The sequence below is a fragment of the Amycolatopsis sp. NPDC003676 genome, assembly GCF_053587275.1.
The window spans coordinates 1-25,438 of record NZ_JBSFNS010000064.1; the positions used below are offsets into that span (position 1 = coordinate 1).

General features: G+C 69.4%; 20 protein-coding genes. 4 read left to right on the forward strand and 16 right to left on the reverse strand.

Annotated features, from left to right (window positions below; all coding sequences use genetic code 11):
- Positions 1-95: 95 nt before the first annotated feature.
- Positions 96-1,982, reverse strand: coding sequence for a molecular chaperone HtpG (gene htpG / locus ACWDNU_RS29410; RefSeq protein ID WP_449671290.1), 1,887 nt, complete (start codon positions 1,980-1,982; stop codon positions 96-98).
- A 127-nt stretch (positions 1,983-2,109) separates the two neighbouring features.
- Between htpG and ACWDNU_RS29415 the strand changes: the two genes are divergently transcribed.
- Positions 2,110-2,529, forward strand: a complete 420-nt coding sequence (locus tag ACWDNU_RS29415) for a nuclear transport factor 2 family protein (protein ID WP_449671291.1) — start codon at positions 2,110-2,112, stop codon at positions 2,527-2,529.
- Between the two features lie 19 nt (positions 2,530-2,548).
- Here the strand turns inward: ACWDNU_RS29415 and ACWDNU_RS29420 are convergent, their stop codons facing one another.
- On the reverse strand, positions 2,549-3,745 hold the full coding sequence (locus ACWDNU_RS29420) for a DUF6986 family protein (RefSeq protein WP_449671292.1): 1,197 nt from the start codon (positions 3,743-3,745) through the stop codon (positions 2,549-2,551).
- Positions 3,745-5,319 (reverse strand): malate synthase A, encoded by a 1,575-nt coding sequence (gene aceB / locus ACWDNU_RS29425; protein ID WP_449671293.1) that lies wholly within the window; start codon positions 5,317-5,319, stop codon positions 3,745-3,747. The genes ACWDNU_RS29420 and aceB overlap by 1 nt, the downstream gene beginning before the upstream one ends.
- A gap of 108 nt (positions 5,320-5,427) precedes the next feature.
- Between aceB and ACWDNU_RS29430 the strand changes: the two genes are divergently transcribed.
- Positions 5,428-6,192, forward strand: a complete 765-nt coding sequence (locus tag ACWDNU_RS29430; RefSeq protein ID WP_370939493.1) for an IclR family transcriptional regulator — start codon at positions 5,428-5,430, stop codon at positions 6,190-6,192.
- Here ACWDNU_RS29430 and ACWDNU_RS29435 read toward each other — a convergent pair.
- Entirely contained in the window at positions 6,185-6,727 is a 543-nt protein-coding gene (locus ACWDNU_RS29435; RefSeq protein ID WP_449671294.1) for a GNAT family N-acetyltransferase, read from the reverse strand. The two genes, ACWDNU_RS29430 and ACWDNU_RS29435, sit on opposite strands and share 8 nt — an antisense overlap.
- Complete coding sequence (ftsY, locus tag ACWDNU_RS29440) at positions 6,675-8,036, reverse strand: signal recognition particle-docking protein FtsY (protein ID WP_449671295.1); 1,362 nt, start codon at positions 8,034-8,036, stop codon at positions 6,675-6,677. The genes ACWDNU_RS29435 and ftsY overlap by 53 nt, the downstream gene beginning before the upstream one ends.
- A gap of 140 nt (positions 8,037-8,176) precedes the next feature.
- Here ftsY and ACWDNU_RS29445 point away from each other — a divergent pair, with 140 nt between their 5' ends.
- Both ACWDNU_RS29445 and ACWDNU_RS29450 read left to right on the forward strand, forming a co-directional pair.
- Positions 8,177-9,391, forward strand: a complete 1,215-nt coding sequence (locus ACWDNU_RS29445; RefSeq protein WP_449671296.1) for an anhydro-N-acetylmuramic acid kinase — start codon at positions 8,177-8,179, stop codon at positions 9,389-9,391.
- A gap of 9 nt (positions 9,392-9,400) precedes the next feature.
- Positions 9,401-10,966 (forward strand): sodium:solute symporter, encoded by a 1,566-nt coding sequence (locus ACWDNU_RS29450; protein WP_449671297.1) that lies wholly within the window; start codon positions 9,401-9,403, stop codon positions 10,964-10,966.
- A 51-nt stretch (positions 10,967-11,017) separates the two neighbouring features.
- Here ACWDNU_RS29450 and ACWDNU_RS29455 read toward each other — a convergent pair whose 3' ends face one another.
- The 11 genes from ACWDNU_RS29455 to kdpA form a co-directional block, all read right to left on the reverse strand.
- A complete protein-coding gene (locus tag ACWDNU_RS29455; RefSeq protein WP_370939497.1) occupies positions 11,018-11,506 on the reverse strand; it encodes a hypothetical protein in 489 nt (162 codons plus the stop codon).
- Between the two features lie 123 nt (positions 11,507-11,629).
- Positions 11,630-11,971: a beta/gamma crystallin domain-containing protein gene (locus ACWDNU_RS29460; RefSeq protein WP_449671298.1), complete on the reverse strand. Its 342-nt coding sequence runs from the start codon at positions 11,969-11,971 to the stop codon at positions 11,630-11,632.
- A 168-nt stretch (positions 11,972-12,139) separates the two neighbouring features.
- The gene (locus ACWDNU_RS29465; protein ID WP_449671299.1) at positions 12,140-12,673 is read right to left on the reverse strand and encodes a hypothetical protein; all 534 of its coding nucleotides are present in this window, start codon (positions 12,671-12,673) and stop codon (positions 12,140-12,142) included.
- Between the two features lie 137 nt (positions 12,674-12,810).
- Positions 12,811-16,413 carry a chromosome segregation protein SMC gene (gene smc / locus ACWDNU_RS29470; protein ID WP_370940538.1) on the reverse strand — a complete coding sequence of 1,201 codons (3,603 nt, stop codon included), beginning with the start codon at positions 16,411-16,413 and terminating at the stop codon, positions 12,811-12,813.
- A 179-nt stretch (positions 16,414-16,592) separates the two neighbouring features.
- Entirely contained in the window at positions 16,593-16,889 is a 297-nt protein-coding gene (locus ACWDNU_RS29475) for an acylphosphatase (protein ID WP_370939500.1), read from the reverse strand.
- 269 nt (positions 16,890-17,158) lie between these two features.
- Positions 17,159-17,740 (reverse strand): hypothetical protein, encoded by a 582-nt coding sequence (locus ACWDNU_RS29480; protein WP_449671300.1) that lies wholly within the window; start codon positions 17,738-17,740, stop codon positions 17,159-17,161.
- Positions 17,741-17,815: 75 nt separating this feature from the next.
- Positions 17,816-18,514 (reverse strand): response regulator, encoded by a 699-nt coding sequence (locus tag ACWDNU_RS29485; protein WP_370939502.1) that lies wholly within the window; start codon positions 18,512-18,514, stop codon positions 17,816-17,818.
- Entirely contained in the window at positions 18,511-21,069 is a 2,559-nt protein-coding gene (locus ACWDNU_RS29490) for a DUF4118 domain-containing protein (RefSeq protein WP_449671301.1), read from the reverse strand. Before ACWDNU_RS29490 ends, ACWDNU_RS29485 begins: the two co-directional genes overlap by 4 nt.
- Positions 21,070-21,073: 4 nt before the next feature.
- The gene (locus ACWDNU_RS29495; RefSeq protein ID WP_449671302.1) at positions 21,074-21,685 is read right to left on the reverse strand and encodes a potassium-transporting ATPase subunit C; all 612 of its coding nucleotides are present in this window, start codon (positions 21,683-21,685) and stop codon (positions 21,074-21,076) included.
- Position 21,686: 1 nt separating this feature from the next.
- Entirely contained in the window at positions 21,687-23,780 is a 2,094-nt protein-coding gene (kdpB, locus tag ACWDNU_RS29500; protein WP_449671303.1) for a potassium-transporting ATPase subunit KdpB, read from the reverse strand.
- On the reverse strand, positions 23,777-25,438 hold the full coding sequence (gene kdpA / locus ACWDNU_RS29505) for a potassium-transporting ATPase subunit KdpA (RefSeq protein ID WP_449671304.1): 1,662 nt from the start codon (positions 25,436-25,438) through the stop codon (positions 23,777-23,779). The genes kdpB and kdpA overlap by 4 nt, the downstream gene beginning before the upstream one ends.

The window sequence follows — 25,438 nt, forward strand, 5'->3', positions numbered from 1 at the left end:
ACTGGTGCGCGGCGGTCACCAGCACGACGGAATAGTCTGAAGTAGACAGTGCGTCGACGTTGATGCCTTTGTCGTCGACCGGGATGCCGATTGGCTCACAACGCCTTGGCCGCGCGATCCGCCACCAGGTTCAGGAACCGGCTCGGATCCTTCAGCTCGCCGCCCTCGGCGAGCAACGCCATGCCGTGCAGCAGCTCCGCCGTCTCCGCCAGCGAGGTGTCCTCCGGGTGCTCGGCGAACGCCTTGCGCAGGCCGGTCACCAGCACGTGCTCCGGGTTCAGCTCCAGAACCCGCTTCACCGGCGGCAGTTCCTGTCCCATCGCGCGGTACATCTTCTCCAGCGTCGGCGTCAGGTCGCCCGCGTCGCCGACGATGCAGGACGGCGACGTCGTCAGCCGCGAGGACAGCCGGACCTCCTTGACGGTGTCGGTCAGCGTCGCCGACATCCACTTCAGCAGGTCCGCGTACTCGGCCTTCTTCTCCTCGGACGTCTCGTCGCCGAGGTCGACCTCGCCCTTCGCGATCGACTGGAACGTCTTGCCGTCGAAGCCGCTCGCCGACTCCGTCCACATCTCGTCGACCGGGTCGGTGAGGATCAGCACCTCGTACCCCTTGGCGCGGAACGCTTCCAGGTGCGGCGAGTTCTCGATGACGGTGCGCGATTCGCCGGTCAGGTAGTAGATGTGCTCCTGGCCGTCCTTCATCCGCGACACGTAGTCGCGCAGCGAGGTCGGCTTCTCCGCGTGGTGCGTCGAGTCGAACGACGAGATCTCGAGGATCTGCTCCCGGTTCTCCGGGTCGTCGATCAGGCCTTCCTTGACCGCGCGGCCGAACTCCTGCCAGAACGTCGCGTACTTCTCGGCCTCCTCGGTCATCATCGTCTTGACCGTCGAGAGGATCTTCTTCTCCAGCCGCCGCCGGATCGCGCGGATCTGCCGGTCCTGTTGCAGGATCTCGCGCGACACGTTCAGCGACAGATCCGCCGCGTCGACGACACCCTTCACGAAGCGCAGGTAGTTCGGCATCAGCGCTTCGCAGTCGTCCATGATGAACACGCGCTTGACGTACAGCTGCACGCCGCGCTTCGCGTCCCGCATGAACAGGTCCACCGGCGCGCGCGAGGGCAGGAACAGCAGTGCCTGGTACTCGAAGGTGCCCTCGGCCTGCATCCGGACCGTCTCGAGCGGGTCGGTCCAGTCGTGGCTGATGTGCTTGTAGAACTCGTGGTACTCCTCGTCGGAGACCTCGTCCTTCGACCGCGCCCAGAGCGCCTTCATCGAGTTGACGGTCTCGAGACCGCTCTCTTCGTCTTCCTTCGTTTCCTTGGCCATCTGCACCGGCCAGGTGATGAAGTCGGAGTAGCGCTTGACGATCTCGCGGACCTTCCACGGCGACGTGTAGTCGTAGAGGTGGTCCTCGTCGTCGGCGGGCTTGAGGTGCAGCGTCACCGAGGTGCCCTGCGGCGCGTCCGAGAGGGATTCGATCGTGTAGGTGCCCTCGCCGGTCGACTCCCAGCAGACGCCCTCGTCGGTGCCCGCGCGCCGAGTCACCAGCGTGACCTTGTCGGCGACCATGAAGCTGGAGTAGAAGCCGACGCCGAACTGCCCGATCAGGTCCTGGCCCGCGGATTCCTTCGACTCCTTCAGCTTGCGCAGGAAGTCGGCGGTGCCGGATTTCGCGATGGTGCCGATCAGGTTGACGACGTCGTCGCGGCTCATCCCGATGCCGTTGTCGCGCACGGTGAGAGTGCGCGCCTCGGCGTCGAGGAGGATTTCGATGTGCAGGTTCTCGGTCTCGGCCTGCAGATCCTTGTCGCGGTACGTCTCCAGCCGCAGCTTGTCCAGCGCGTCGGAGGCGTTGGAGACCAGCTCGCGCAGGAAGATGTCCTTGTTCGAGTAGATCGAGTGGATCATCAGCTGCAGCAGCTGGCGCGCCTCGGACTGGAACTCCAGCGTCTCGACCGTCCCGGTTTCCTCAGCCATGTGTTTCCTTTCCCGCCCCTGAAAAGACCGGCGTGAAGTCTACCCAGGGCGACCGGCAGAACGTACGGAGACCGCGAAGTCCGATTGCCGCCAGCGGCTCCCTCGCGGCCGGGCCAGGCTGGCGACCGTGACTGATCCCGCTGCCGTGCTGCACGGCATGTATCGAGCCGAAGCCGAGTATTTCGCCGCCGGCGGCCCCGGTTCGGCCTCTTTCGCCCCGCTGGCCCCGTATTTCGCCGAGGATGTCGTACTGCACCAGGCGGACGGGCTGCCGTTCGGCGGCGACTGGCACGGCCACGCCGGGCTGGAGAAGTTCTTCCTCGAGATGAGCCGGGTCTGGGAGTCGTTCGAGATCGGCGAACAGGAGTTCCTCGCCCTCGGCGCGACGTCGGTGGTGCTCACCCAGGTTCGGGCCCGGGCGCGGGCGACCGGGCGGGAGCTGGAGTTCCCGATCCTGCAGGCGCTGCGGATCGAGGACGGGCGGATCGCCGACGTGCGGCCGTTCTACTGGGACACCGCGGCGATCGCGAGCGCCTGCGCCGAGTAGCGCAGGCACTCGCGATCGTTCAGGCTTGCCGCCGCGCGTACGCGTCCAGCCGCGCCGGTTCAAAAGGCAACTCCGACTCCGCCAACGCTCCGCAGTTGTACCCGCCGAGCAGATACCGGGCCAGCGCCTCCGCCGTCGCGGGTTCGTCCAGCACTCCCCCGGCCGTCTTCGACGCGTAGTCCTGCAACCGCTTGGCCGCTGCCGGAGCACCTTCGCGATAGAAGGCGTAGGTCGCCGCGTACCGGGTCGGCAGCTGGTGCGGATGCAGGTCCCAGCCCTGGTAAAACCCGTTCTCCAGCGACCGTCGCACCAGACGCAGATGCTCCGCCCACGCGCCCGGCAGGTCGTCGCCAACCGGGAGCCGGTTGGTCGAACCATCGGACAGCCGCACGCCCGTTCCGGCAGCCGCGACCTGCATCACCTGCTTCGCGAAATCGGCCGCGGGGTGCGCCATGCTCTGGTACGCCGCGCTGATGCCAAGACCCGCGCTGTAGTCGTAGGTCCCGTAATGCAGCCCGGAGCACCGGCCGTCGGCGGCCTGGATGATCTGCGCCACCGAGACCGTGCCGTCGGTCGAAAGGATCGACTGCGCGGTCTCGATCTGCACCTCGAACCGCAACGCGCGGTCCGCCAGTCCGTACGCGGTTTCCAGCCGCCCCAACACTTCCGCGGCGACCTCGACCTGCTCGACCGCGGTGACCTTCGGCAGCGTCACCACGAATCCGTCCGGCAGCGAGCCTTCGGACAGCAAGCCGGACAGGAACAGATCGAGCGTCCGGATGCCCCGCCGCCGCGTCGCGGCTTCGAAGCTCTTGAACCGGATTCCGACGAACGGGGTGCCGCCGGTGGTCGCGAGGGTGCGCCCGGCGGCTTCCGCGGCCGCGTCCTCCGCTTCGTCGCCGGGATGGCCGTAACCGTCCTCGAAGTCGATGCGGAGGTCCTCGATCGGCTCGGTGAGGAGCTTCTCGCGGACCCGCTCGGCCACCGCCGGGTCGAGGTTCAGCAGGTCGCCGTGTTCGACGAAGACCCGCATCGCCTGCTTGCCCCAATCGGCGACCAGGCGCGTGCGGTACTGCGACGCCGGCACGTACACCGTGTGCACCGGACGACGGCCCGGAGACTCGCCGGGATACCGCGCCGCCACGCGCGCGTCGGCCTCGGCCAACCGCGTGTCGGCGGCGGCGTAGACGTCCTCGGCGAGCCGTCCGCCGCCCATTACTGGATGTGCTCGTACGCCGGCAGGGTCAGGAAGTCCGGGAACTCGTCAGCCAGCGCGACCTGCTCGAACAGCTCGACCGCGGGCTTCAGCAGATCGTCGGAAACCTCCGCCGCCAGCTCGCCGCGGACGTCGGCCACGACCCCGCGCACCAGCTCCGCGGTGACCTTCTCGCCGTTGTCCAGCTGCGTGCCGTTCTTGACCCACTGCCACACCTGCGACCGCGAAATCTCGGCCGTGGCGGCGTCTTCCATCAGGTTGTGGATCGCCGCCGCGCCGTTGCCGCCCAGCCACGAGGCCAGGTAGCGGATGCCGACGTCGACCGCCGCGCGCAGCCCCGCCGCGGTGGCGCTGCCCGGCGTCGAGGCGACGTCCAGCAGCTGGTCGGCGGTCACCTGCACGTCGTCGCGGGTGCGGCCCAGCTGGTTGGGCTGGTCGCCGAGGACCTTGTCGAACTCTTCCTTGCAGAGTGCGACCATGCCCGGGTGCGCGACCCACGAACCGTCGAAGCCGTCCCCGGCCTCCCGCGACTTGTCGGCGTGCACCTTGTCGAAGGCGCCCTTGTTGACTTCCGGGTCCTTGCTCGGGATGAACGCGGCCATGCCGCCGATCGCGAACGCGCCGCGCTTGTGGCAGGTGCGCACCAGCAGTTCGGTGTAGGCGCGCATGAACGGCGCGGTCATGGTGACCGAGTTGCGGTCCGGCAGCACGAACTTCTCGCCCGCGTCGCGGAAGTACTTGATGACGCTGAACAGGTAGTCCCAGCGGCCCGCGTTGAGGCCCGAGGCGTGCTCGCGCAGTTCGTAGAGGATCTCTTCCATCTCGAACGCGGCCGGGATGGTCTCGATCAGCACGGTCGCGCGGACGGTGCCGTGCGGGATGCCGAGCGCCTTCTCCGCGTGCGTGAACACGTCGTTCCACAGCCGCGCTTCGAGGTGGCTTTCCATCTTCGGCAGGTAGAAGTACGGGCCCTTGCCGCGGTTGAGCAGTTCCTGCGCGTTGTGGAAGAAGTACAGGCCGAAGTCGACCAGCGCGCCGACGCCCTTGCGGCCGCCGAAGGTCAGGTTCCGCTCGTCGAGGTGCCAGCCGCGCGGGCGGACCACGATGGTGGCGTGCTCGACGTCCGGCTTCAGCTCGTAGTGCTTGCCGTTCTGGTCGAGCGTGATGGTGCCGCGGATCGCGTCGGACAGGTTGACCTGGCCGCCCACGACGTTCGCCCAGTGCGGCGTGTTGGCGTCCTCGAAGTCGGCGAGCCACACCTTGGCGCCGGAGTTGAGGGCGTTGATGGTCATCTTGCGATCGGTCGGACCGGTGATCTCCACGCGGCGGTCGCGCAGCGCGGCCGGAGCGCCGGCCACCTGCCAGTCGCTCTCGCGGACCTCCTTGGTCTCGGCGAGGAAATCGAGGCGGCCGGTGGTGCGGGCCTCCTCGCGCCGCTTGCCCCGCGCGACGAGGAGTTCGTCGCGCCGCGCGGCGTACTCGTCGTGCAAGCCCGCTACGAAAGCGAGGGCTTCCGGCGTCAGAATCTCGTCCCCACGCTCGACGGACCCGCCGAGAACCTGGACCTCAGACATGCGCAACACCCCGAGTAGTGCTTTGGATAACGTCCCTACGGTTTTTACCTGACGGACTATAGTTTCTGCATAGCGGAACATCAATCGGGTCTGTGAGGAGGACCACTGGTGGCGGCTGAGAAGAGCGGACGAGACGGCGGCGTCCAGTCCCTGCAGCGCGCGTTCGAGCTGCTGGAGCACCTGGCGGACACTGGCGGCGAGGCCAGCCTGTCGGAGCTGGCGACCCTGTCCGGGCTGCCGATGCCGACGATCCACCGGCTGATCCGCACGCTGGTGTCGCTGGGCTACGTCCGGCAGAACACCAACCGGCACTACGCGCTCGGCGCCCGGCTGATCCGGCTGGGCGAGAACGCGAGCATGCAGTTCGGCGCGTGGGCGCGGCCGCTGCTGGTGGAGCTGGTCGAGGAGGTCGGCGAAACGGCGAACCTGGCGGTGCTGGAACGCGACGAGGTGGTGTATGTCGCACAGGTGCCGTCGAAGCACTCGATGCGCATGTTCACCGAGGTCGGCCGGCGTTTGCTGCCGCACGGCACCGGTGTGGGCAAGGCGATGCTGGCGGAACTGCCCGCCGACGAGGTCTCGTCGCTGCTGGAACGCACCGGAATGCCCGCGTACACCGAGCACACCTTCACGGACGCGGACGCATTGGCGGTGGAGCTGAAGAAGATCGCCGGACAGGGCTACGCGCTGGACGAGGCGGAACAAGAGCTCGGGGTGCGCTGCATCGCCGTCGCGATCCCCGGCGCACCGGTGCCCGCGGCGGTCTCGGTTTCCGGCCCGTCCGGACGGCTGACGGCGGACGCGGTGAGCCACATCGCGCCGGTGGTGCAGAAGATCGCGGACCGGCTTTCGCAGCAGCTGCCGGTTACTTGAGTTCGCCCTTGAGGAGGTCCAACAGCAGTCCGTCGTGCCAGGTCCCGTCGGGCCCTTGCTCGTAGTCGCGGAGGATCCCGACGCGCCGGAAGCCGAGCTTCTCGTACACGTGAATCGCGCGGACGTTGGCCGCCGCCGGGTCGATGGTGAGCCGGTGGTGGCCTTGGTCGAACAGGCGCTGGGCGAGGATCCGGATCGCCTCCGCGCCGAGCCCGAGCCCGTAGTGGTCCGGGTGCACGGCGAGGTCGATTCCGGCGTGCCGGTAGCGGTGACCGGGCTCTTCCCAGCTCTGGATCACGCCGACGGTCTGGCCCTCGTACTCGATGGCGTAAGCGTGCTGGTCGCCCTCTTTCGAGAGCAGGCCGTCGGTCTCTTCGTCGGCTTCGCCCCACCACTGCGCTACTTCGGGCGTGGAGAGGATCTCGTGCACTCGCGACCGGTCTGCTCCGGTCAACGTGCGAAGGGTGACGCGGTTCACTTCATCAGCCCAGCAAAGCGGACACGAACGCACCAGGCTCGAACGGCGCCAAGTCATCCGGCCCCTCACCGAGTCCGACCAGCTTCACCGGCACCCCCAGCTCCCGCTGGACCTGGAACACGATCCCGCCCTTGGCCGTGCCGTCGAGCTTCGTCAGGACGATCCCGGTCACGTCGATGACCTCGCCGAACACCCGCGCCTGCGCGAGGCCGTTCTGTCCGGTCGTGGCGTCCAGCACGAGCAGCACCTCGTCCACCCGCGCCTGCTTCTCGACGACCCGCTTCACCTTGCCGAGTTCGTCCATCAGGCCGGTCTTCGTGTGCAGGCGGCCCGCGGTGTCGATCAGGACCGTGTCCACGCCCTCGCTGATGCCCTGCTTGACCGCGTCGAACGCGACTGCCGCCGGGTCCGCGCCTTCCTTGCCTCGCACGACCGACGCGCCCACGCGGTCGCCCCATGTCTGGAGCTGTTCGGCGGCGGCGGCGCGGAACGTGTCGGCCGCGCCGAGGACCACGGTTCCGCCCTGTGCCACCAGGACTCGCGCCAGTTTGCCGGTCGTCGTGGTCTTGCCGGTGCCGTTCACGCCGGCCACCAGCACGACCGCGGGCTGCTTCTTGCCGTCTACCTCGTGCGGCAGCGCGCGGACCGAGCGCTCGGCGTCCGTGGACAGCGCCGCGGTCAGCACCTCGTGCAGCAGTTCGCGCGCCTCGTCCGACGTGCGCACCGCGCGGCGGTTCAGTTCGTCGCGCAGGCGGTCCACGATCTGGGTCGTCGTGGCGGCGCCGAGGTCCGCCAGGAGCAGGGTGTCTTCGACGTCCTGCCAGGAGTCCTCGTCCAGGTCGCCGCCGCCGAGGAGGCCCAGGAGGCTCTGGCCGAACACCGAGCGGGACTTGGACAGACGGCCGCGCAGGCGCTCGAGGCGACCGGCCGGAGACTCGATCTCCTCGATGGGCTCGACCGTTCCCGGCACAACGGCTTCGGGGGCTTCTTCTTCGACCGGCTCGGGGAGCTTGACGTCGCGCACCGTGCGCTGGTCGGAGTCGCGCGGGACCGCGGCGTCGTCGCCGACCGCGGGCTGGCCGTCGACTTCCGGCCGGTCTTCGACGGGGTGCTCGACCACCGGCTCCGGCGAAGGAGCAGGCTCGGGCTCAGGCGAAGGCTCGGGTTTCTCCTCGACCGCCGTCCCGCCGGACGCGAAGGAGATCCCGCCGCTCGCGGCGTACCCGCCGCCCTTCGGCTTCTCCTCGACCTCGCGCCGCTCGGCCATGCTGATCCGCCGCTTGCGCGCGATGAGCAGCCCGGACACCAGCACGGCGACCAGGACGACGACGGCGACGACAACGATCCAGAACCAGGTGCTCGACACGCCACCATCCTGTCATCCGCGTGCACAAGCCACGGGACACCCCACCGCGAGGCCAACGAGTAACGCGAACGGTTCCGATTCGGCCAAGACTCCACGAGGCGTCTTGCGCCACCCCTTCGGTGTTGACTAGACCACATCGGATGACCACCCCCGCCGGCCACTGTTTCCGCGTCCTCGGGCTGCTGTCGGGCACGTCCGTGGACGGGATCGACGTCGCGGTCGCCGAAATCCGCGAAGACGACGGGACAGTCGTCCTCACCCCGCTCGGCGAGCTCGACGTGCCTTATCCCGCCGACCTCCGCACGGATCTCCTCGACGCCCTCCCGCCGCGGCCGAGCAGCGCGCGGCAGCTGACCGTCCTCGACACCCGGGTCGGCCAGGCATTCGCGGACGCCGCCGCGCGCGGGATCGCGGCGTACGGGCCGGTGGACGTGATCGCCTCGCTCGGCCAGACCGTCTACCACTGGGTCGAGAACGGCGTCGCGCTCGGCACGCTCCAGCTCGGCCAGCCGGCGTGGATCGCCGAGCGCACCGGAGTGCCGGTGATCGCCGACCTCCGCATCCGCGACATCACCGCGGGCGGCCAGGGCGCGCCGCTGGCGAGCACGCTCGACGCGATGTGGCTGCGCGGTCTCGCCGAAGAGACCGGAAGTCCGGTGGCCGCGCTCAACCTCGGCGGCATCGCGAACATCACCGTCGTCACGCAGTCGGACAAGGTGCTCGCGTACGACACCGGCCCGGCCAACGCGTTGCTCGATCTCGCCGCCGCCCACGTCAGCGACGGCAAGCTGTCCGCCGACGTCGACGGACGGCTCGCGCTCGCCGGTTCAGTCCGGAAAGACCTGCTCGACCGGCTGCTCGCCGACCCCTATTTCGCCGCCCCTCCCCCGAAATCCACTGGCAAAGAGCACTTCCACGGCGGATACCTTGACGCGGCCCTGTCCGGACTGCCGCCGTTGTCCCCGGAGGACCTGCTGGCTACGCTCACCGAACTGACCGCCGCGACGGTCGCCGCGGAATGCCGGCGGCACGGCGTCGCGACCGTCGTCGCGTCCGGCGGCGGCGTCGCGAACCCCGCCACGATGGCCGCGCTCGCCCAGCTCCTGCCCGACGGCGCGCTCCGCACCAGCGACGACCTCGGCCTCCCCGGCTCCGGCAAAGAGGCCTACCTGACCGCGTTGCTCGGCTGGCTGAGCTGGTGCGGCGTCCCGGCGACGCTGCCCTCAGCCACCGGCGCGAGCGGTCCCCGCCTGCTCGGCGCGCTGACGCCGGGCGCGGCTCCCCTGAATCTCCCCGCCCCGCTGGGGGGCGCCGCGACCCGGCTCCGGGTCGCGGAATCCGGGCAACCACGGTAGGAGAACCCCATGAATCCAGTCGATCTGGTGATCGTCATCGTGTACCTCGCGGCGATGCCGATCATCGGCGTGCTGATCGGGCGCAGACAGAAGTCCGCGAACGACTACTTCGTCGGCGAGCGCAGCATGCCGTGGTGGGCGGTCACGCTCTCGGTGGTGGCCACCGAGACGTCCACGCTCACCGTGATCTCCACGCCCGGGCTCGTGTTCGGCAGCGCCTTCCTGTTCCTGGAGGTGGCTTTCGGCTACATCATCGGCCGCGTGATCGCCGCGTTCGTGCTGCTGCCGCGCTATTTCCGCGGCAACTACGTGAGCGCGTACGAATTCCTCGGCCGCCGCTTCGGGCGCGGGTTGCAGGGCACCGCGTCGGTCACCTTCGTGGTGACGCGGCTGCTCGCCGAGGGGCTGCGGCTGTTCGCCGGGGCGATCCCGATCAAGGCGATCCTCGGCCACTACGGCATCCACACCGAGTACTGGCACATCGTCGTCCTGCTGACCGCGCTCACCGTGATCTACGCGTTCGTCGGCGGCATCAAGTCGGTGATCTGGGTGGACGTCATCCAGTGGTCGCTCTACATCCTCGGCGCGATCGGCGCGGTGATCTTCCTGTCCACGAAGCTGCCGTCCGGCTGGACGCAGATCGCTTCGAGCCAGGGCCGGTTCCAGCTCACCGACTTCGCGTCGAATCTGCTCACCAACCCGTACGCGTTCCTCTGCGCGGTGGTCGGCGGCGCGTTCCTGTCGATGGCTTCGCACGGCGCGGACCAGCTGATCGTCGGCCGCCTGCTGTCGTGCCGGAACCTGCGCGACGGCCAGCGCGCGCTGATCGGTTCGTCGATCGTGGTGTTCGTCCAGTTCGCGCTGTTCCTGCTCGTCGGCGCGATGCTGTGGGTCTACACCGGCGGCAAGACCGGCTCGACGGCCACCGCGGTCGCGGCCGGGAAGATGTCCGGCGACGACGTGTTCTCCAACTTCATCGTCAACGACCTTCCGGTCGGCCTGGCCGGGCTGCTGATCGCCGGAATCCTGGCGTCGACGATGGGCGCGCTCGCGTCCGCGCTCAACGCGCTGTCCACGTCCACCATCGCCGACCTCTACCAGCGGTTCACGCACAAGTCGATCGAGGACGCGAAGCTGCTCCGGCACGGTCGCATGTGGACACTCATCTGGGCGGCGGTCTTCGCGGTGTTCGCCTCGATGTTCACGAACTCGAAGGACCCGGTGATCCAGCAGGGACTCGGGATCGTCGGCTACACCTACGGCGCGCTGCTCGGCTCGTTCTTCCTCGGCCTGCTGGTGCGCAAGGCCCGCCAGTCCGACGCGGTGATCGCGTTCGCCTGCTCGGTGGTCGGCATGGCGTTCCTGATCCTGTTCGTGAAATTCGACAAGGCCACGACCGAGGTGCACATCCGCTTCGGCGCGGCCACGAAGACGCTCGTGCCGCTGGCGACCTACTGGTACACCTTCGCCGGCGTGCTGATCACGCTGATCGTGGGCGGTCTGCTGTCGCTGCGGCGGCGCGGCGCGGACCCGAACGTCGAGAAGGTCGAAGAACCCGCGGAAACCCCTGCGTAACAAGGGATTTGCTCTCGCCGGGTTCCTGCGGGAACCCGGCGAGACTGCGTTCTACGGCTGGGTATAGAAGGCCAGCCCGTCCTTGTCGCAGCCGATCCGGCCGCTGCCTTGCGCGCCGGTGTCGGCCATGCAGCGCCAGCCGCTGACGTTCAGCACGTGCGAGGTGCCCTCGGCCTTCTTCGGCGCGTCCGCGAAGTACTGGGTGATCACGTTGATCGCCTCGGTGCAGCCAGGGCGACCGGCCTTGGTCTCGGCGGCGACCAGGCCGACCTTGCCGTTGGGCGCGTCGATCGGGCCGCACTCGACCGGCGGGCCGACCGTTTCGCCGTTGTCCGAACTGTCCGGGCCAGGTGTCTTGCTTGAAGGCGCGGCCTTGCTGCTCGGCAGCGGGCTCGCCGGTGCGGACGTGGCAGTGAGCGCGACCGACGGCGGGGACGAGACTTCACCCGCCGTGTCGTTGCTCCCGCCGCAAGCCGAGGCCAGCGCGCCGAACGCGAGAATCGACGCTGCGACAACGGCTTTGGACAGCTTCGAGCGCATGAAGAATCCCTCCCCGGGCTTCGGCCGCCGATCGGCCGAAATCACCCTAAGGGGCCCGCGCCGGGTCGGCAGCGCGGCAGCGAAACGGCCCGGCGGGAAGCCGGGCCGTCCGCGAGAAATCCGTCAGTGGATCCAGACCTGCCGCACGTGCACGAAGTTCAGGTCGGCGCCCTGCCAGTGGCCGAGGCTGGCCTGGCCGCCGTCCCAGTACAGGGTGACCGAGTTGTTGCCGGAGTCGACCCGGGTGACGCCGCCCAGGTCCACATACGTCGCGCCGCCGTTGGCGAAGCAGGCGACATCGCTGCCGTCCCAAGGGTTTCCGCCCGCGAGGCGCAGCTGGACGAAGTCGGTGCGCCCGTTGCAGGCGACCCGGTCGATGGCGAACGCCTGACCGGCCGGAACGGTGCCGGCCAGCGCGAGCGCCGCGGCGCCGCCGATCGCGAGTCTCTTGACGAGTGAAGGCATGATCGCTGTGGAACCTTTCTCCCAGTGCTGCCTTGAAAGTGCGCCCGGCCCGCGGGGAAACCGCGCCGCCGGACGAGATCGACCGTGCCAGCAGCGGGCCCGCCCCGGACAGCCGTCGCGCCCGCTTCTACCCTTTCGTACCCGGGGTGCGAGAGAAACGGGCCTCGCTCAGACGGCCTTGCCGTGGAACGAAAGTCCCTTGCTGCCGCAGAAAATCTGCTTGCTGCCGCCGTTTCCGCCGTCGTAGCCGCAGTTCCAGCCGTCGACGTCGAGGAAGCGCCCGGTGCCCTGCGCCTTGGTCGGCGCCTGGGTCAGGTAGTCGGACATCACGTTGATCGCCTCGGTGCAGCCGACGGTTCCGGCGGGCATCGCCTCGGTCACCACGTCGACCTTGCCGCCGGGGCCGTCGATCGGGCCGCAGTCCGCGCCGTTGCCGAGTTCGCCCTTGCCCGGCAACCGGTCGCTGGGCTGCTGCTTGGCCGGGGTCGGGTGCGGCTTGGGCTTGCTCGTGTGCGTCGGAGCCGGCGAGGGCGTCGCGGAAGAACTCGGCGCGGCCACCGACGAAGCGGTCGGCGCGGCGGAGAGCGGACTCTGCACCGCCGCGGCCTGCCCGGCTTGCGGACCGCCGCCGCACGCGCCTGCTGCCAGCGCAACGCCGAGCATCGAACCGGAAATCAGGGTGCGGGCCACCATGGTGCGCATTGTCGAATCCCCTCCAGGATGTGTTTCTTTCGAACACCCCTGAAGACGCGCGGACGCCGCGGCAGTTGGCCGACCGGACGGCTGTCCGGGCAGAGCTGCCCGTTCGGGCAGGATCGCCCCGAACGGCGCAACCCCCCTCAGGAAGCCGGGACCGGTTCCTCGTCCGCGGCGCGCAGCCGCTGCGAGATCACCTTGGTGATGCCGTCGCCCTGCATGCTCACGCCGTACAGCGCGTCGGCGATCTCCATGGTCGGCTTCTGGTGCGTGATGATGATCAGCTGCGACGAATCGCGCAGCTGCTCCAGCAGGCCGATCAGCCGGCGCATGTTGGTGTCGTCCAGCGCCGCCTCGACCTCGTCCATCACGTAGAAGGGCGAAGGGCGGGCGCGGAAGATCGCGACCAGCATGCCGACCGCCACCAGCGACTTCTCGCCGCCGGACAGCAGCGAAAGCCGCTTGACCTTCTTGCCCGGCGGGCGCGCCTCGACGTCCACGCCGGTGGCGAGCAGGTCGTTCGGCTCGGTGAGCACCATCCGGCCCTCGCCGCCGGGGAACAGCACGCCGAAGACGGTCTCGAACTCGCGCGCCACGTCGGCGTAGGCCGAGGCGAAGACCTCCAGGATCTTCTCGTCGACCTGCTTGATGACGGCCTCGAGGTCCTTGCGGGTGTCCTTGAGGTCTTCCAGCTGGGTGGACAGGAACTTGTAGCGCTCCTCCAGCGCCGCGAACTCCTCCAGCGCCAGCGGGTTCACCTTGCCCAGCAGGGTCAGGTCCTTCTCCGCGCGCTTGGCGCGGCGGGCCTGGGTGTCGCGGTCGAACGGCATCGGCGGCGGCTGCGTGACGTCCTCGCCGCGTTCCTTCGCCGCCTCGTACTCGGCCATCTCGCCCGCGCTCGGCGGCACCGGCACGTCCGGGCCGTACTCCTCGACCAGGTCCGCCAGCCCGATGCCGAAGTCCTCGGCGATCTTGGCTTCCAGCGTTTCCAGCCGCAGCTTCTGCTCGGCGCGCAGCACCTCGTCGCGGTGCACGGCGTCGGTCAGCTTCTCCAGTTCGCCGGACAGCTCGCGCACCTTCGCCCGTACCGCGGTGAGCGCGGTTTCGCGGGTTTGGCGCTGCGCCTGGGCTTCGTCGCGTTCGGCGGCCGCGCGCTGCACGCTCAGTTCGATCCGCTCCAGCGCGAACTCACCGGCGTTCACGACCGCGTTCGCGATTTCCGCACCACGCTCGCGCGCTTCCCGGGCCTTGGCCGCGCGCTCACGGGCCTGCTGCTCGGCGTAAGCCGCACGGCGCAACGACTCCGCACGCCCGGCGATGCTGCGCGCGCGTTCCTCGGCGGTGCGCTGTGCGAGCCGCGCTTCGACTTCTTCCTGCCGTACCACGGCAAGCTGCTCGGCGGCCTCGTCGCGCTCGGCGGTGTCCGGGTCGTCCTCGACCGGCTGCTCGGCGACCGCGGCGAGCCGTTCTTCCAGCTCTGCCAACTGTTCCAGCGCCTGCTCGCGGCTCTGCTCGACTTTCGCGCGCTGCTGGGTCAGCCGTTCGACCTCGGCCTGCGCGGACCGCGCGGCCTGCTGCAACCGGTTGAGCCGCTCGGACGAACGAGCCTTGCGCACCTTGGCTTCGCCGAGCGCGTCCTTCGCCTGGCCGACCTCTTCGCGCCGGGACTGCTGCTCGGCGCGCGCGCCTTCCAGCTCGGCGGAGTACTGCTCCAGCGCGCGTTCGGCCGTGCGCAAGCGTTCCTGCGCCTCGTCGACCGCCGCCTGGACCTCGATCACGCTCTCGCGAGCGGCGGAACCGCCGGCAATCCAGTTGGCCCCGAAGACATCGCCCTCGGCGGTGACCGCCCGCACCTGCGGATGCTGGGCCACGAGCTGCCGCGCGGCGTCCAGATCCGGCACCAGCGCGAGCCGGTCCAGCGCCTTCTCCACCGCGGGCCGCAGCTGCTCCGGCGCGTTGACGACCTCGCGGGCCCACCGCGCGCCCTCGGGCAGCATCGGCCACGCGCTAGTGTCCACAGTGGACCCAGCGCTGACCGGCACGATCCCGGCGCGACCGGAATCGGTCTCCTTCAAGTACTTCAGCGCGGACAGCGCGTTCTCGCCGCCGGAAACCGCGACCGCGTCCGCGATCGGTCCGAGCGCGGCGGCCAGCGCGACCTCGTGGCCCGGCTGCACGGTGAGCAACGCGGCGACCGAACCGAGCAGGCCCGGCAATTCCGCCGACGCACCCAGCAGCGCGCCCGCGCCGTCCTTGCGCTTGAGCCCCATCGACAGCGCCTCGACACGCGCCTTTTCCGACGCGATCTCGCGCTCCGAACCGCGCTCGGCCTTCACCAGCTCTTCGACGCGGGCCTTGGCGGCGTTGTTCGCCTCCACCGCGCGGTCGTGGCGCTGCTGCAGGTCGGCGTCGTCGGATTCCTCCGTGCCGCCAACGGCTTTCGCTTCTTCCAGCTCCTCGACCGCGATCTCGGCGCGCTCGGCCGCTTCCTGCAGACCGACCGTGAGCCGGTCGACCTCTTCCGCGGTCGCGCCGTTCTTGCTGCGCAGCGCTTCGACCTGACCGGTCAGCTTCGCCATGCCCTCACGGCGGTCGGCGATCGCCCGGACCGCGGCCCAGTGCGCGCGCTCCGCGGCCTGCACCCGCTGTTCGAGATCTTCCCGGCGCAGCACGGTTTCCGCGAGAAGTTCGCGGGCCTCCATGACCGCTTCGGTCAGCTCCTGCTCGCGCTCCGCGGCCTGCTCGGCCTCGGCAAGCAGCTCCTCCGGGTCACGGCCGCCGGTGGGCGCGGAGACATCGGAAGAAAGGTGCCGCTGCCGCTCCACAGCCAGCCGCACGGTGCCGCGCAGCCGCTCGGTAAGCGCCGAGAGCTTGTACCAAGTCTCCTGCGCGATCTGCAGCCGCGGCGCGTCCTCGGCGAGCGACGCTTCCAGCTCGGCTTCCTCGGCGGCGACGAGTTCCAGCGCCTGCTCGACTTCGGCGCGGCGCTGGCGGGCAGTGCGCTCGTCGGCCTCGTCGCGGGCGATGGATTGGCGCTGGGTGACCAGGTCGTCGGCGAAGAGCCGGAGCCGGGCGTCGCGCAGGTCGGACTGCACCGACTGGGCCTTGCGCGCGATCTCGGCCTGCTTGCCCAGCGGCTTCAGCTGGCGGCGCAGCTCGGTGGTGAGGTCGGTGAGCCGGTCGAGGTTGCCCTGCATGTTGTTGAGCTTGCGCAGGGTCTGCTCTTTGCGCTTGCGGTGTTTGAGGACGCCGGCGGCCTCCTCGATGAACGCGCGCCGCTCCTCGGGCTTCGACTCGAGGATCGCCGAGAGCTGCCCCTGCCCGACGATGACGTGCATCTCGCGGCCGATGCCGGAGTCCGAGAGCAGCTCCTGCACGTCCATCAGGCGGCAGCGGTCGCCGTTGATCTCGTACTCGCTCGCGCCGTCGCGGAACATCCGGCGGGTGATGGAGACCTCGGCGTACTCGATCGGCAGCGCGCCGTCGGCGTTGTCGATGGTGAGCGTGACCTCTGCGCGGCCGAGCGGCGCGCGGCCCGCGGTCCCGGCGAAGATGACGTCTTCCATCTTGCCGCCGCGCAGGTCCTTCGCGCCCTGGGTGCCCATGACCCAGCGCAGCGCGTCGAGGACGTTCGACTTTCCGGAGCCGTTCGGGCCGACCACGCAGGTGATGCCGGGTTCGAAGCGCAGCGTGGTCGCCGAGGCGAAGGACTTGAAGCCCTTGAGCGTCAGGCTTTTCAGGTGCACGTGCTGCCGACCCCTCTTGGCCACGGGTACTGGATGGCTACCGGTTCCCCCGGTTCGGGACAGGCTACCCGGGGGTTCCCGGGCGCAGTGGGAGGCCAGGCCGCCCGGGCGCGCCTAGCACACGTTCGACCGCCCCGGCAACCCCAAGCACCCCATCAGCCGCAGCCGCCCCACCCGGCTCAGCGTTCGAGGAATCCTTCGAGCCCGCCCTTCGCGGCGGTCCAGCGTTCAACTACCTGATCCACTCGTCCGGGTGAGGTTCGCGAGCGCAGCGCCGCCAGCAGTTGCCCACAGTTGTCCCGGCTACCCTCCGCGACGACCTCAACACGCCCGTCCGGGAGATTCCTGGCGAATCCGGTCAGCCCGAGTTCGAGCGCCCGGCTCCGGGTCCACCAGCGAAAACCGACACCTTGCACCTGCCCGTGCACCCAAGCGGCCAGCCGGACGGGCGATTCCTGCTCGTTCACCGGCCCCATCCTGCCGCACGCCCGCGGCTGCGGACGGTGACGGTCCCGTCCCTCGGTCGCGCGAACGGGTGCTGAGCAGTGATAATCTCCCGCCTGGCATCCGGGGCCGGAGCCCCGCTCCCCCGTGCCGCCCCTCGACTTGAGCGTTGACTCTTCTAAGGAGCCTGCATGTCCCGTCCCGACGGGCCTGAACCAAGCTCAGCGTCGCCCGAGATCGCGGTGAGCGCTGCCCCCACCGCTCCGCCGAAGGGCGCGAGCGGGCGGCTCAGCCGCTCCGGCTACGCGATCCTGGGCGTCAGCGGCCTCGTGGTCGCGACGGCCTTCGCCGCGGTCGCCGAACTGGCCGGCCCCGGCTCGGTCACCGACACCGCGACGAACAGCACCGGCGGCGGCCAGGGCGGTCTGCAGGGCAGCTCGCAGGTCGTCGTCCCGGGCAACGCCGTCCCCGGCGGCCCGATGACCGTCCCCGGCTCGCCGACGCCCGGCCAGACCGCCCCGCCGACGCCGACCACCGTGGTGGCCGTCGGTCCGGACGGGAAGCCGACGACGAGCGTGCTCACTCCTCCGCCGAACGCCGGGCAGCCCGGCGGGCAGCCTGGCGGCGGGCAGCCGGTGCCGCCCCCTGGCGGGAACCCGGGCAATTCCTCGAGCACGCCGCGCAGCGACCCGCCGACCACGAAGACGGTCACGCCGCCGCCGGACACAACGAGCAACCCGCCGGACAGCACGACCCCGACCCCGCCGCCCGACAGCTCGTCGCCGACGAAGCCGCCCGGCAGCAGCTCCACCGGCGGGCAGCCGTCGTCGTCCTCGTCGCCGAGCGCGTCCACTTCGGACTCCAACCCGACGAGTTCCACCACCCGCTGAAAGTACGTGAGGGGAACCCTGAGGGAATCTGATTCCCTCAGGGTTCCCCTCACGGCTTTTCGGCCAAGTCAGGCTTCGAAGCGGTAGCCCATGCCGGGTTCCGTCAAAAGATGCCGCGGCCGGGAAGGCTCCGGCTCCAGCTTCCGCCGCAACTGCGCCAGATACACCCGCAGATAATGGGATTCCGTCTCATACGACGGCCCCCACACCTCGTGGAGCAGCTGCTTCTGCGCCACCAACCGCCCCCGGTTGCGCACCAGCAGCTCCAAGACTCCCCACTCAGTCTTGGTCAGGTGCACCTCGCGGCCCTCGCGCAGCACCTTCTTCGCCGCCAGGTCGATCGTGAACGATCCGGTGTCCACCACGGCTTCCGCACCGTCCGTGCCCGCCACCGACGAACGTCGCACCGCCGCCCGCAGCCGGGCCAGCAGTTCGTCCATTCCGAACGGTTTGGTCACGTAATCGTCGGCGCCCGCGTCTAGCGCTTGCACCTTGTCCGCCGAATCGCCACGCGCGGACAGCACGATGATCGGCACCGTGGTCCAGCCGCGCAGGCCCGCGATCACCTCGGTGCCGTCGAGGTCAGGCAGGCCGAGGTCCAGCACCACCACGTCGGGTTTCGTTTCAGCGACTGCTTTCAGCGCAGCGGTGCCGTCGTGGGCGGTGATCACCTTGTACCCGCGCGCGTTGAGGTTGATCCGCAGCGCCCGCACGATCTGCGGTTCGTCGTCGACGACCAGTACCGTCGCCGTTGGGTCGGCAGTCATCGCGCCACGCCCTCCTCAGCCGATTCAGCTTCCACCAATTCCCGGCCGGTACAGGCCGGCAGCGAGATCACCACCGTCAACCCTCCGCCTGGAGTGTCCTCGGCACGAACCGTACCGCCCATCGCCTCGGTGAACCCCTTCGCTACGGACAGCCCCAGACCCACGCCCGGCGTCGAGTCGCGGTCTCCGCCCAGTCGTTGGAAGGGCGCGAAAGCGGATTCCGCAGCGCCCTTCCGCAGACCCTTGCCGTGGTCGACGATCCGCAGTTCCACGAATTCCGAATGCGCGCTCGCCCGTGCTGAGACATCACCGCCGCCGTGGCGGAGAGCGTTGTCCAGCACGTTCGCGATCACCCGTTCCAGCAAGCCGGGATCCGCTTGCACCGAAGGCAAGTGTGCGTCCACGAAGACCTGAACGCCCTGCGTATTGTCCACATTGGACAATGCGTGTGCGACCACCTCGTCGTAGCCGACCGGCCGCAGGTGCGGGGTGACGGCCCCGGTCGCCAGCCGCGAGGAGTCGAGCAGGTTGTCGATCAGCCCAGCGAGCCGGTCCGCGGAAAGTTCCACGGCTTCCATCAATTCCTCAGTGTCCTCATCGGACAGTGACAGGTCCGGCGCGCGCAGGCTGCCGATCGCCGCCTTGATGGACGTGAGCGGCGTCCGCAGGTCATGCCCGACTGCGGACAGCAGCGTCGTGCGCAGTTCGGTCGCTTCGGCTTTACGTTCGGCGGCTGCCGCGGCTGCGGCCATCCGTTGCTGCCGCAAGGCGAGCAAAGCTTGTCCCGCAACAGCTTCCAGCACGCGACGGTCTGCGGCGGGCAAGGCGCGACCGCGCAGGGTCAGGTGCACGTCGGCGGTCACCGCGATGTCCACATCGGCCTCATCCGGGTCAGCACACGGTTCGCCGCCGGACAATGCGACCTTGTCCCACTTGCCGTTGCGTTTCTCCAGCAGCGTCACGGAAGTGAGGCCGAAGTTCTCCCGCACCTTCTCCAGCAACCGCTCGATCGGATTCGGATCGGTCAGCACGGTCCGCGCATATGAAGCCAGCAGCGACGCCTCCGTCCGCGCCCGAGCCGCCGCGACACCCCGCCGGGCCGCGGAAGCGACGACCAAAGCCACCATCACCGCGACCACGATCATCGCGATCAGCGTCACGACGTTCTGCGGACTGTGCACATCCAGCGTGTACAGCGGCGGTGTGAAGAAGAAATTCAGCAGCCCAGCACCGAAAATCGACGCCACCAAAGCTGGACCGAGCCCGCCCACCAAAGCGACGATGACCGTCGAGAGCACGAAGAGGATCACGTCCGTGGAGAACTCGACCGCGTCACGCAGCAGCACCCCGAGCCCGGTCGCGACGACCGGCAGCAGGATGCTCAGCACCCAGCCCATCACGAGCCGCGACGGCGCCAGCGGGCTCGTGCCGAGCCGCGCACGCAGCCGTCCGCCGGCGTAGGAGTGCGTGACCATGTGCACGTCGATCGGCCCGGACTGCTGGATCACCGTCGCGCCGATGCCCTCGTCGAAAAGCCGCGCGACCCGAGATCGTCGCGAGGTGCCGATCACCAGCTGAGTCGCGTTGACCCCGCGCGCGAAGTCGAGCAACGCGGTCGGCACGTCGTCGCCGACCACCGCGTGGAAGGTCGCGCCGACCTCCTCGGCCAGCGTGCGGCAGCGAGCCATCGCGGTCGGCCCGAGCCCGGCGAGACCGTCGCCGCGCAGGATGTGCACGACCTGCAGCTCCGCGCCCGCCCGGTTGGCGATCCGGCTGGCACGCCGGATCAGCGTCTCGCTTTCCGGACCGCCGGTGATCGACACGACCACCCGTTCGCGGGTCTCCCACGTGTCGGTGATCTTCTGCTCGGCGCGGTACCGCTGCAGAGCGACATCGACCTGGTCGGCCACCCACAGCAGCGCCAGCTCGCGCAATGCGGTGAGGTTGCCGGGCCGGAAGTAGTTGCCCAGCGCGGCGTCGATGCGCTCGGCCGGGTAGACGTTGCCGTGCGCGAGCCGCCGCCGCAGCGCCTCCGGCGTGATGTCCACCAGCTCCAGCTGCTCCGCGCGGCGCACGACCTCGTCCGGCACGGTTTCCTGCTGGGTGACGCCGGTGATGCGCTCGACGACGTCGTTGAGGCTCTGCAGATGCTGGACGTTGACCGTGGACAGCACGTCGATGCCCGCTTCGAGCAGCTCGTCGATGTCCTGCCAGCGTTTCTCGTGCCGTCCCCCGGGCACGTTCGTGTGCGCCAGCTCGTCCACCACGACGACCTCGGGCGCGCGGGCGAGCACCGCGTCGAGGTCCATTTCGGCGAACTCGTGCCCGCGGTGGCTGACCGTGCGCCGCGGCACGACCTCTAGCCCGTCGAGCAGGTCGGCGGTTTTCTTGCGGCCGTGCGTCTCGACCAGGCCGACGACCACATCGGTGCCGCGGTCGAGGCGGCGGCGCGCTTCGCCGAGCATGGCGAAGGTCTTGCCGACGCCCGGAGCCGCGCCGAGATAGATCCGCAGTTCGCCTCGGCGCGGCTTCGGGGGTGTGTCAGAGGTGCTCACTGTGTCAGTGTGCGCCAGGAGCGGCCGAATGCACGGCAAGGTTGAGCCGGAGCACATTCACGCCCGGCACGCCGATCCCGTTGCCGGTCGTGTTGTCCGCGACCAGCTGCCGCACCTTCTCCTCGCTCAGCCCGGTGTTGCGGGCCACGCGAAGCACCTGCAGATCGGCGTACGCGACGCTAATCGCCGGGTCGAGGCCCGAGCCCGAGGCGGTCACCGCGTCCGCGGGCACCTCCGCCGGGGTGACGCCCTCGCGCTTGGCGATCAGCGCCCGCCGCTCCGCGATGGCCTTGGTCAGATCCTCGTTGTACGGCCCCTTGTTGGACGGTCCCGAGGTCGACGGGTCGCCCGGCCCGAGCACGTCCTTCGAACTGGCGGAGGGCCGGTTGTGGAACCACGGGTCGTGCGCGGCGTCGGCGGGCACCGGGTCGATCCCGATCAGCGACGAGCCGACGGCCTGGCCGTTCTGCGTCACCACCGAGCCCTCGGCGTTCCCCTGGAGTCCGGGAATGCGGGACACCGCCCACACGCCCAGCGGGTAGACGACGCCGAGCAGCACGGTCATCGCGAGGAGCAGGCGCAGGCCCGCCCAGGTCTGCTTGAGCAAAACGTTCATGTCAGCCAATCCCTGGAATGTGGCGCACGATCAGGTCGATCACCCAGATCCCGAGGAACGGGCTGACGATCCCGCCGAGGCCGTAGACGAGCAGGTTGCGGCGCAGCAGCGCGGACGCCGACGACGGCCGGTACCGGACGCCGCGCAGGGCGAGCGGGATCAGCGCGACGATGATCAGCGCGTTGAAGATGACCGCGGAGAGGATCGCCGACTTCGGCGTCGCCAGGTGCATGATGTTCAGCGCGCCGAGCTGGGCGAAAATGCCGGTGAACATCGCGGGCAGGATGGCGAAGTACTTGGCCAGGTCGTTCGCCACGCTGAACGTGGTGAGCGCGCCCCGGGTGATCAGCAGCTGCTTGCCGATCCCGACGATCTCGATCAGCTTGGTCGGGTTCGAGTCGAGGTCGACCATGTTGCCGGCCTCCTTGGCCGCCATGGTCCCGGTGTTCATCGCCACGCCGACGTCGGACTGCGCGAGCGCGGGCGCGTCGTTCGTGCCGTCGCCGGTCATCGCTACGAGCCGCCCGCCCTCCTGCTCCTTCTTGATGAGCGCCATCTTGTCCTCGGGCTTGGCCTCGGCGAGATAGTCGTCGACGCCCGCGTCCTGCGCGATCGCGCGCGCGGTGAGCGGGTTGTCGCCGGTGATCATCACCGTCTTGATGCCCATCGAGCGCAGTTCCTCGAAGCGCTCCTTCATGCCCGGCTTCACCACGTCCGACAGCCGGATCACGCCGCGGACGAACGCCGTACCGCCCGCGGCTTCCGCGACCACCAGCGGGGTTCCGCCCTGCTGGCTGATCTCGTCCACGACGCGTTCGGTCTCGTCCGGGACGTCGCCGCCGCGTTCGCGGACCCACTGGCGCACCGCCGAAGTCGCGCCCTTGCGGACTTCGCGGCCGTCGAGGTCGACGCCGCTCATCCGGGTCTGCGCGGTGAACGGCACGAACTCGGCGAGCTTCTCGCTGTCGTCCGCAGCCCCGGGAAGCCCGTGCTGCTCGGCGATCAGCTCGACGATGCTGCGGCCTTCCGGTGTTCCGTCGGCGAGGCTGGACAGCCGGGCCGCACGCGCCAGGTCGTCCACAGTGGACTTGCCGACCGGGATCAGTTCAGTCGCGCGCCGGTTGCCGAAGGTGATCGTGCCGGTCTTATCCAGCAGCAGCGTTGAGACGTCTCCGGCGGCTTCGACCGCGCGGCCGGAAGTCGCGAGGACGTTGCGCTGCACCAACCGGTCCATCCCGGCGATGCCGATCGCGCTCAGCAGCGCGCCGATCGTGGTCGGGATCAGGCAGACCAGCAACGCGGTCAGCACGATCACCGACTGCTCGCTGCCGGAGTAGGCCGCCATCGGCTGCAGCGCCACGACGGCGAGCAGGAAGATGATGGTCAGCGTCGACAGCAGGATGGTCAGCGCGATCTCGTTCGGCGTTTTCTGCCGGGAAGCGCCCTCCACCAACGCGATCATCCGGTCCACAAAGGACTCGCCGGGCTTGGTGCTGATCCGCACGACGATCCGGTCGCTCAGCACCGTGGTGCCGCCGGTGACCGCCGACCGGTCGCCGCCGGACTCGCGGATCACCGGGGCCGACTCGCCGGTGATGGCCGATTCGTCCACCGTGGCAATGCCTTCGACGACGTCGCCGTCACCGGGGATCACCTGCCCGGCCTCGACCACCACGCGGTCGCCGACGCGCAGATCCACGCCCGGCACCTGCTCCTCGGAGCCGTCCTCGGTGAGCCGCCGCGCGACAGTCTCCTTCTTAGTCCGCCGCAACGACTCTGCCTGCGCCTTGCCGCGCCCCTCGGCAACAGCTTCGGCCAGGTTCGCGAACACGACGGTGAACCACAGCCACACCGCGATGAGGATGGAGAACACGCTCGGGTCGGTGATCGCGAAAACGGTGGTCAGGACCGAACCGGCCCACACCACGAACATCACCGGGTTTTTGAGCTGATGCTTCGGGTTCAGCTTGCGCAATGCGTCCGGCATGGACGACCACAGCTGCTTCGGGCTGAAGACGCCTGCCCCGACGCGTCCGGCGTTTTCTACGTGGTGCTGCGTCTCCTCTTCGGGAGTCCGCTCCTGGGTGATGGTCATGCCAATGCCTCTGCAATCGGCCCCAGCGCGAGCGCCGGGATGAACGTGAGGGCCGCGACGAGGACGACGGTGCCGGTCAGCAACGTCCCGAACAGCGGCCCGGTGGTGGGCAGCGTGCCCGAGGTTTCGGGAACTTTCTTCTGCGAGGCAAGCGAACCCGCCAGGCAGAGCACCGCGACGATCGGCACGAACCGGCCGATCAGCATGGCCACCGACAGCGACGCCTGGAACCAGTCGCTGGTCGCGGTGAGCCCGCCGAACGCGCTGCCGTTGTTGTTGCCCGCGGACGTGTAGCCGTAAAGGACTTCGGACAGCCCGTGCGGGCCAGAGTTGCTGAGCGCGTCTCGCGTGCTCGGGATCATCAAGGCGATGCCGGAGCCGAGCAGCACCACGACGGGCATCGCCAGCATCGAGATCGCCGCGCAGGTGACCTCGCGCTTGCCGAGCTTCTTGCCCAGGTACTCCGGCGTGCGCCCGACCATCAGCCCGGCCAGGAACATCGCGATCACGGCCATCACGAGAATCCCGTACAGCCCGGTGCCGACGCCGCCCGGCGAAACCTCGCCGAAGAGCATGTTCAGCATCGTGCCCCCGCCGCCGAGGCCGGACAGGCTGTCGTGCGCGCCGTTGACCGCACCGGTCGACGTGCCGGTGGTGGTGTCGGCGAACAACGACGTGCCGCCGATCCCGAACCGCTGTTCCTTGCCCTCGAGATTCGCCCCCGCGGCCAGCGCCGACGGGCTGTTCGTGCGCGCCTCGGACGTCCAGATCACCGCGAGCATCGCCGCCCACAGACCGGCCATCACCGACAGCAGGACGTAGCCCTGCTTGCGGTTGCCGACCAGTTGCCCGAAGGCGCGGGTGAGGCAGACCGGGATCACGAGGATCAGGAACATCTCGATGACGTTGGTCCAGACGTTCGGGTTCTCGAACGGATGCGCGGAGTTGGCGTTGAAGATGCCGCCGCCGTTCGTGCCGAGTTCCTTGATCACTTCCTGGCTCGCCGTCGGCGCCAGTGCGATCGTGCTGGTGCTGCCGTCCGGATTCGTCACGGCGACGCCGGAACGCAGGCTCTGCACCACGCCGAGCGCGACGAGGACGAGCGCGAACACGAACGCCATCGGCAGCAGCACGCGGATCGTGCCGCGCGTGAGGTCCACCCAGAAGTTGCCGAGCCGGTCGGTGCGCGAGCGGATGAACCCGCGCGTCACCGCGATGGCCACGGCCAGGCCGACACCGGCGGACAGGAAGTTCTGCACGGTGAGCCCGGCCATCTGGACGAAGTGGCCCATGGTCGTCTCGGGCGTGTAGGACTGCCAGTTCGTGTTGGTCACGAAGGAAACCGCGGTGTTGAACGCGACCGCGGGCGACACCGGGCCGCGGCCGAAGTTCCACGGCAGGATCGATTGCAGGCGCTGCAACAGGTACAGCAGGATCACCGAGACGAACGAGAAGCCGAGCACGCCCGAGGCGTAGGTCTTCCAGTGCTGCTCGGTGTTCGGGTCGACCCGGACGATCTTGTACAGGGCTTTCTCGACCCGCAGGTGCTTCTCGGTGGAGAAGACGCGGGCGAGGTAGTCGCCGAGGGGTTTGTAGACCACCGCGAGGGCGACCAGGAGCACGCCGGCTTGCAGGAAGCCGGCCGCGACGTCACTCAT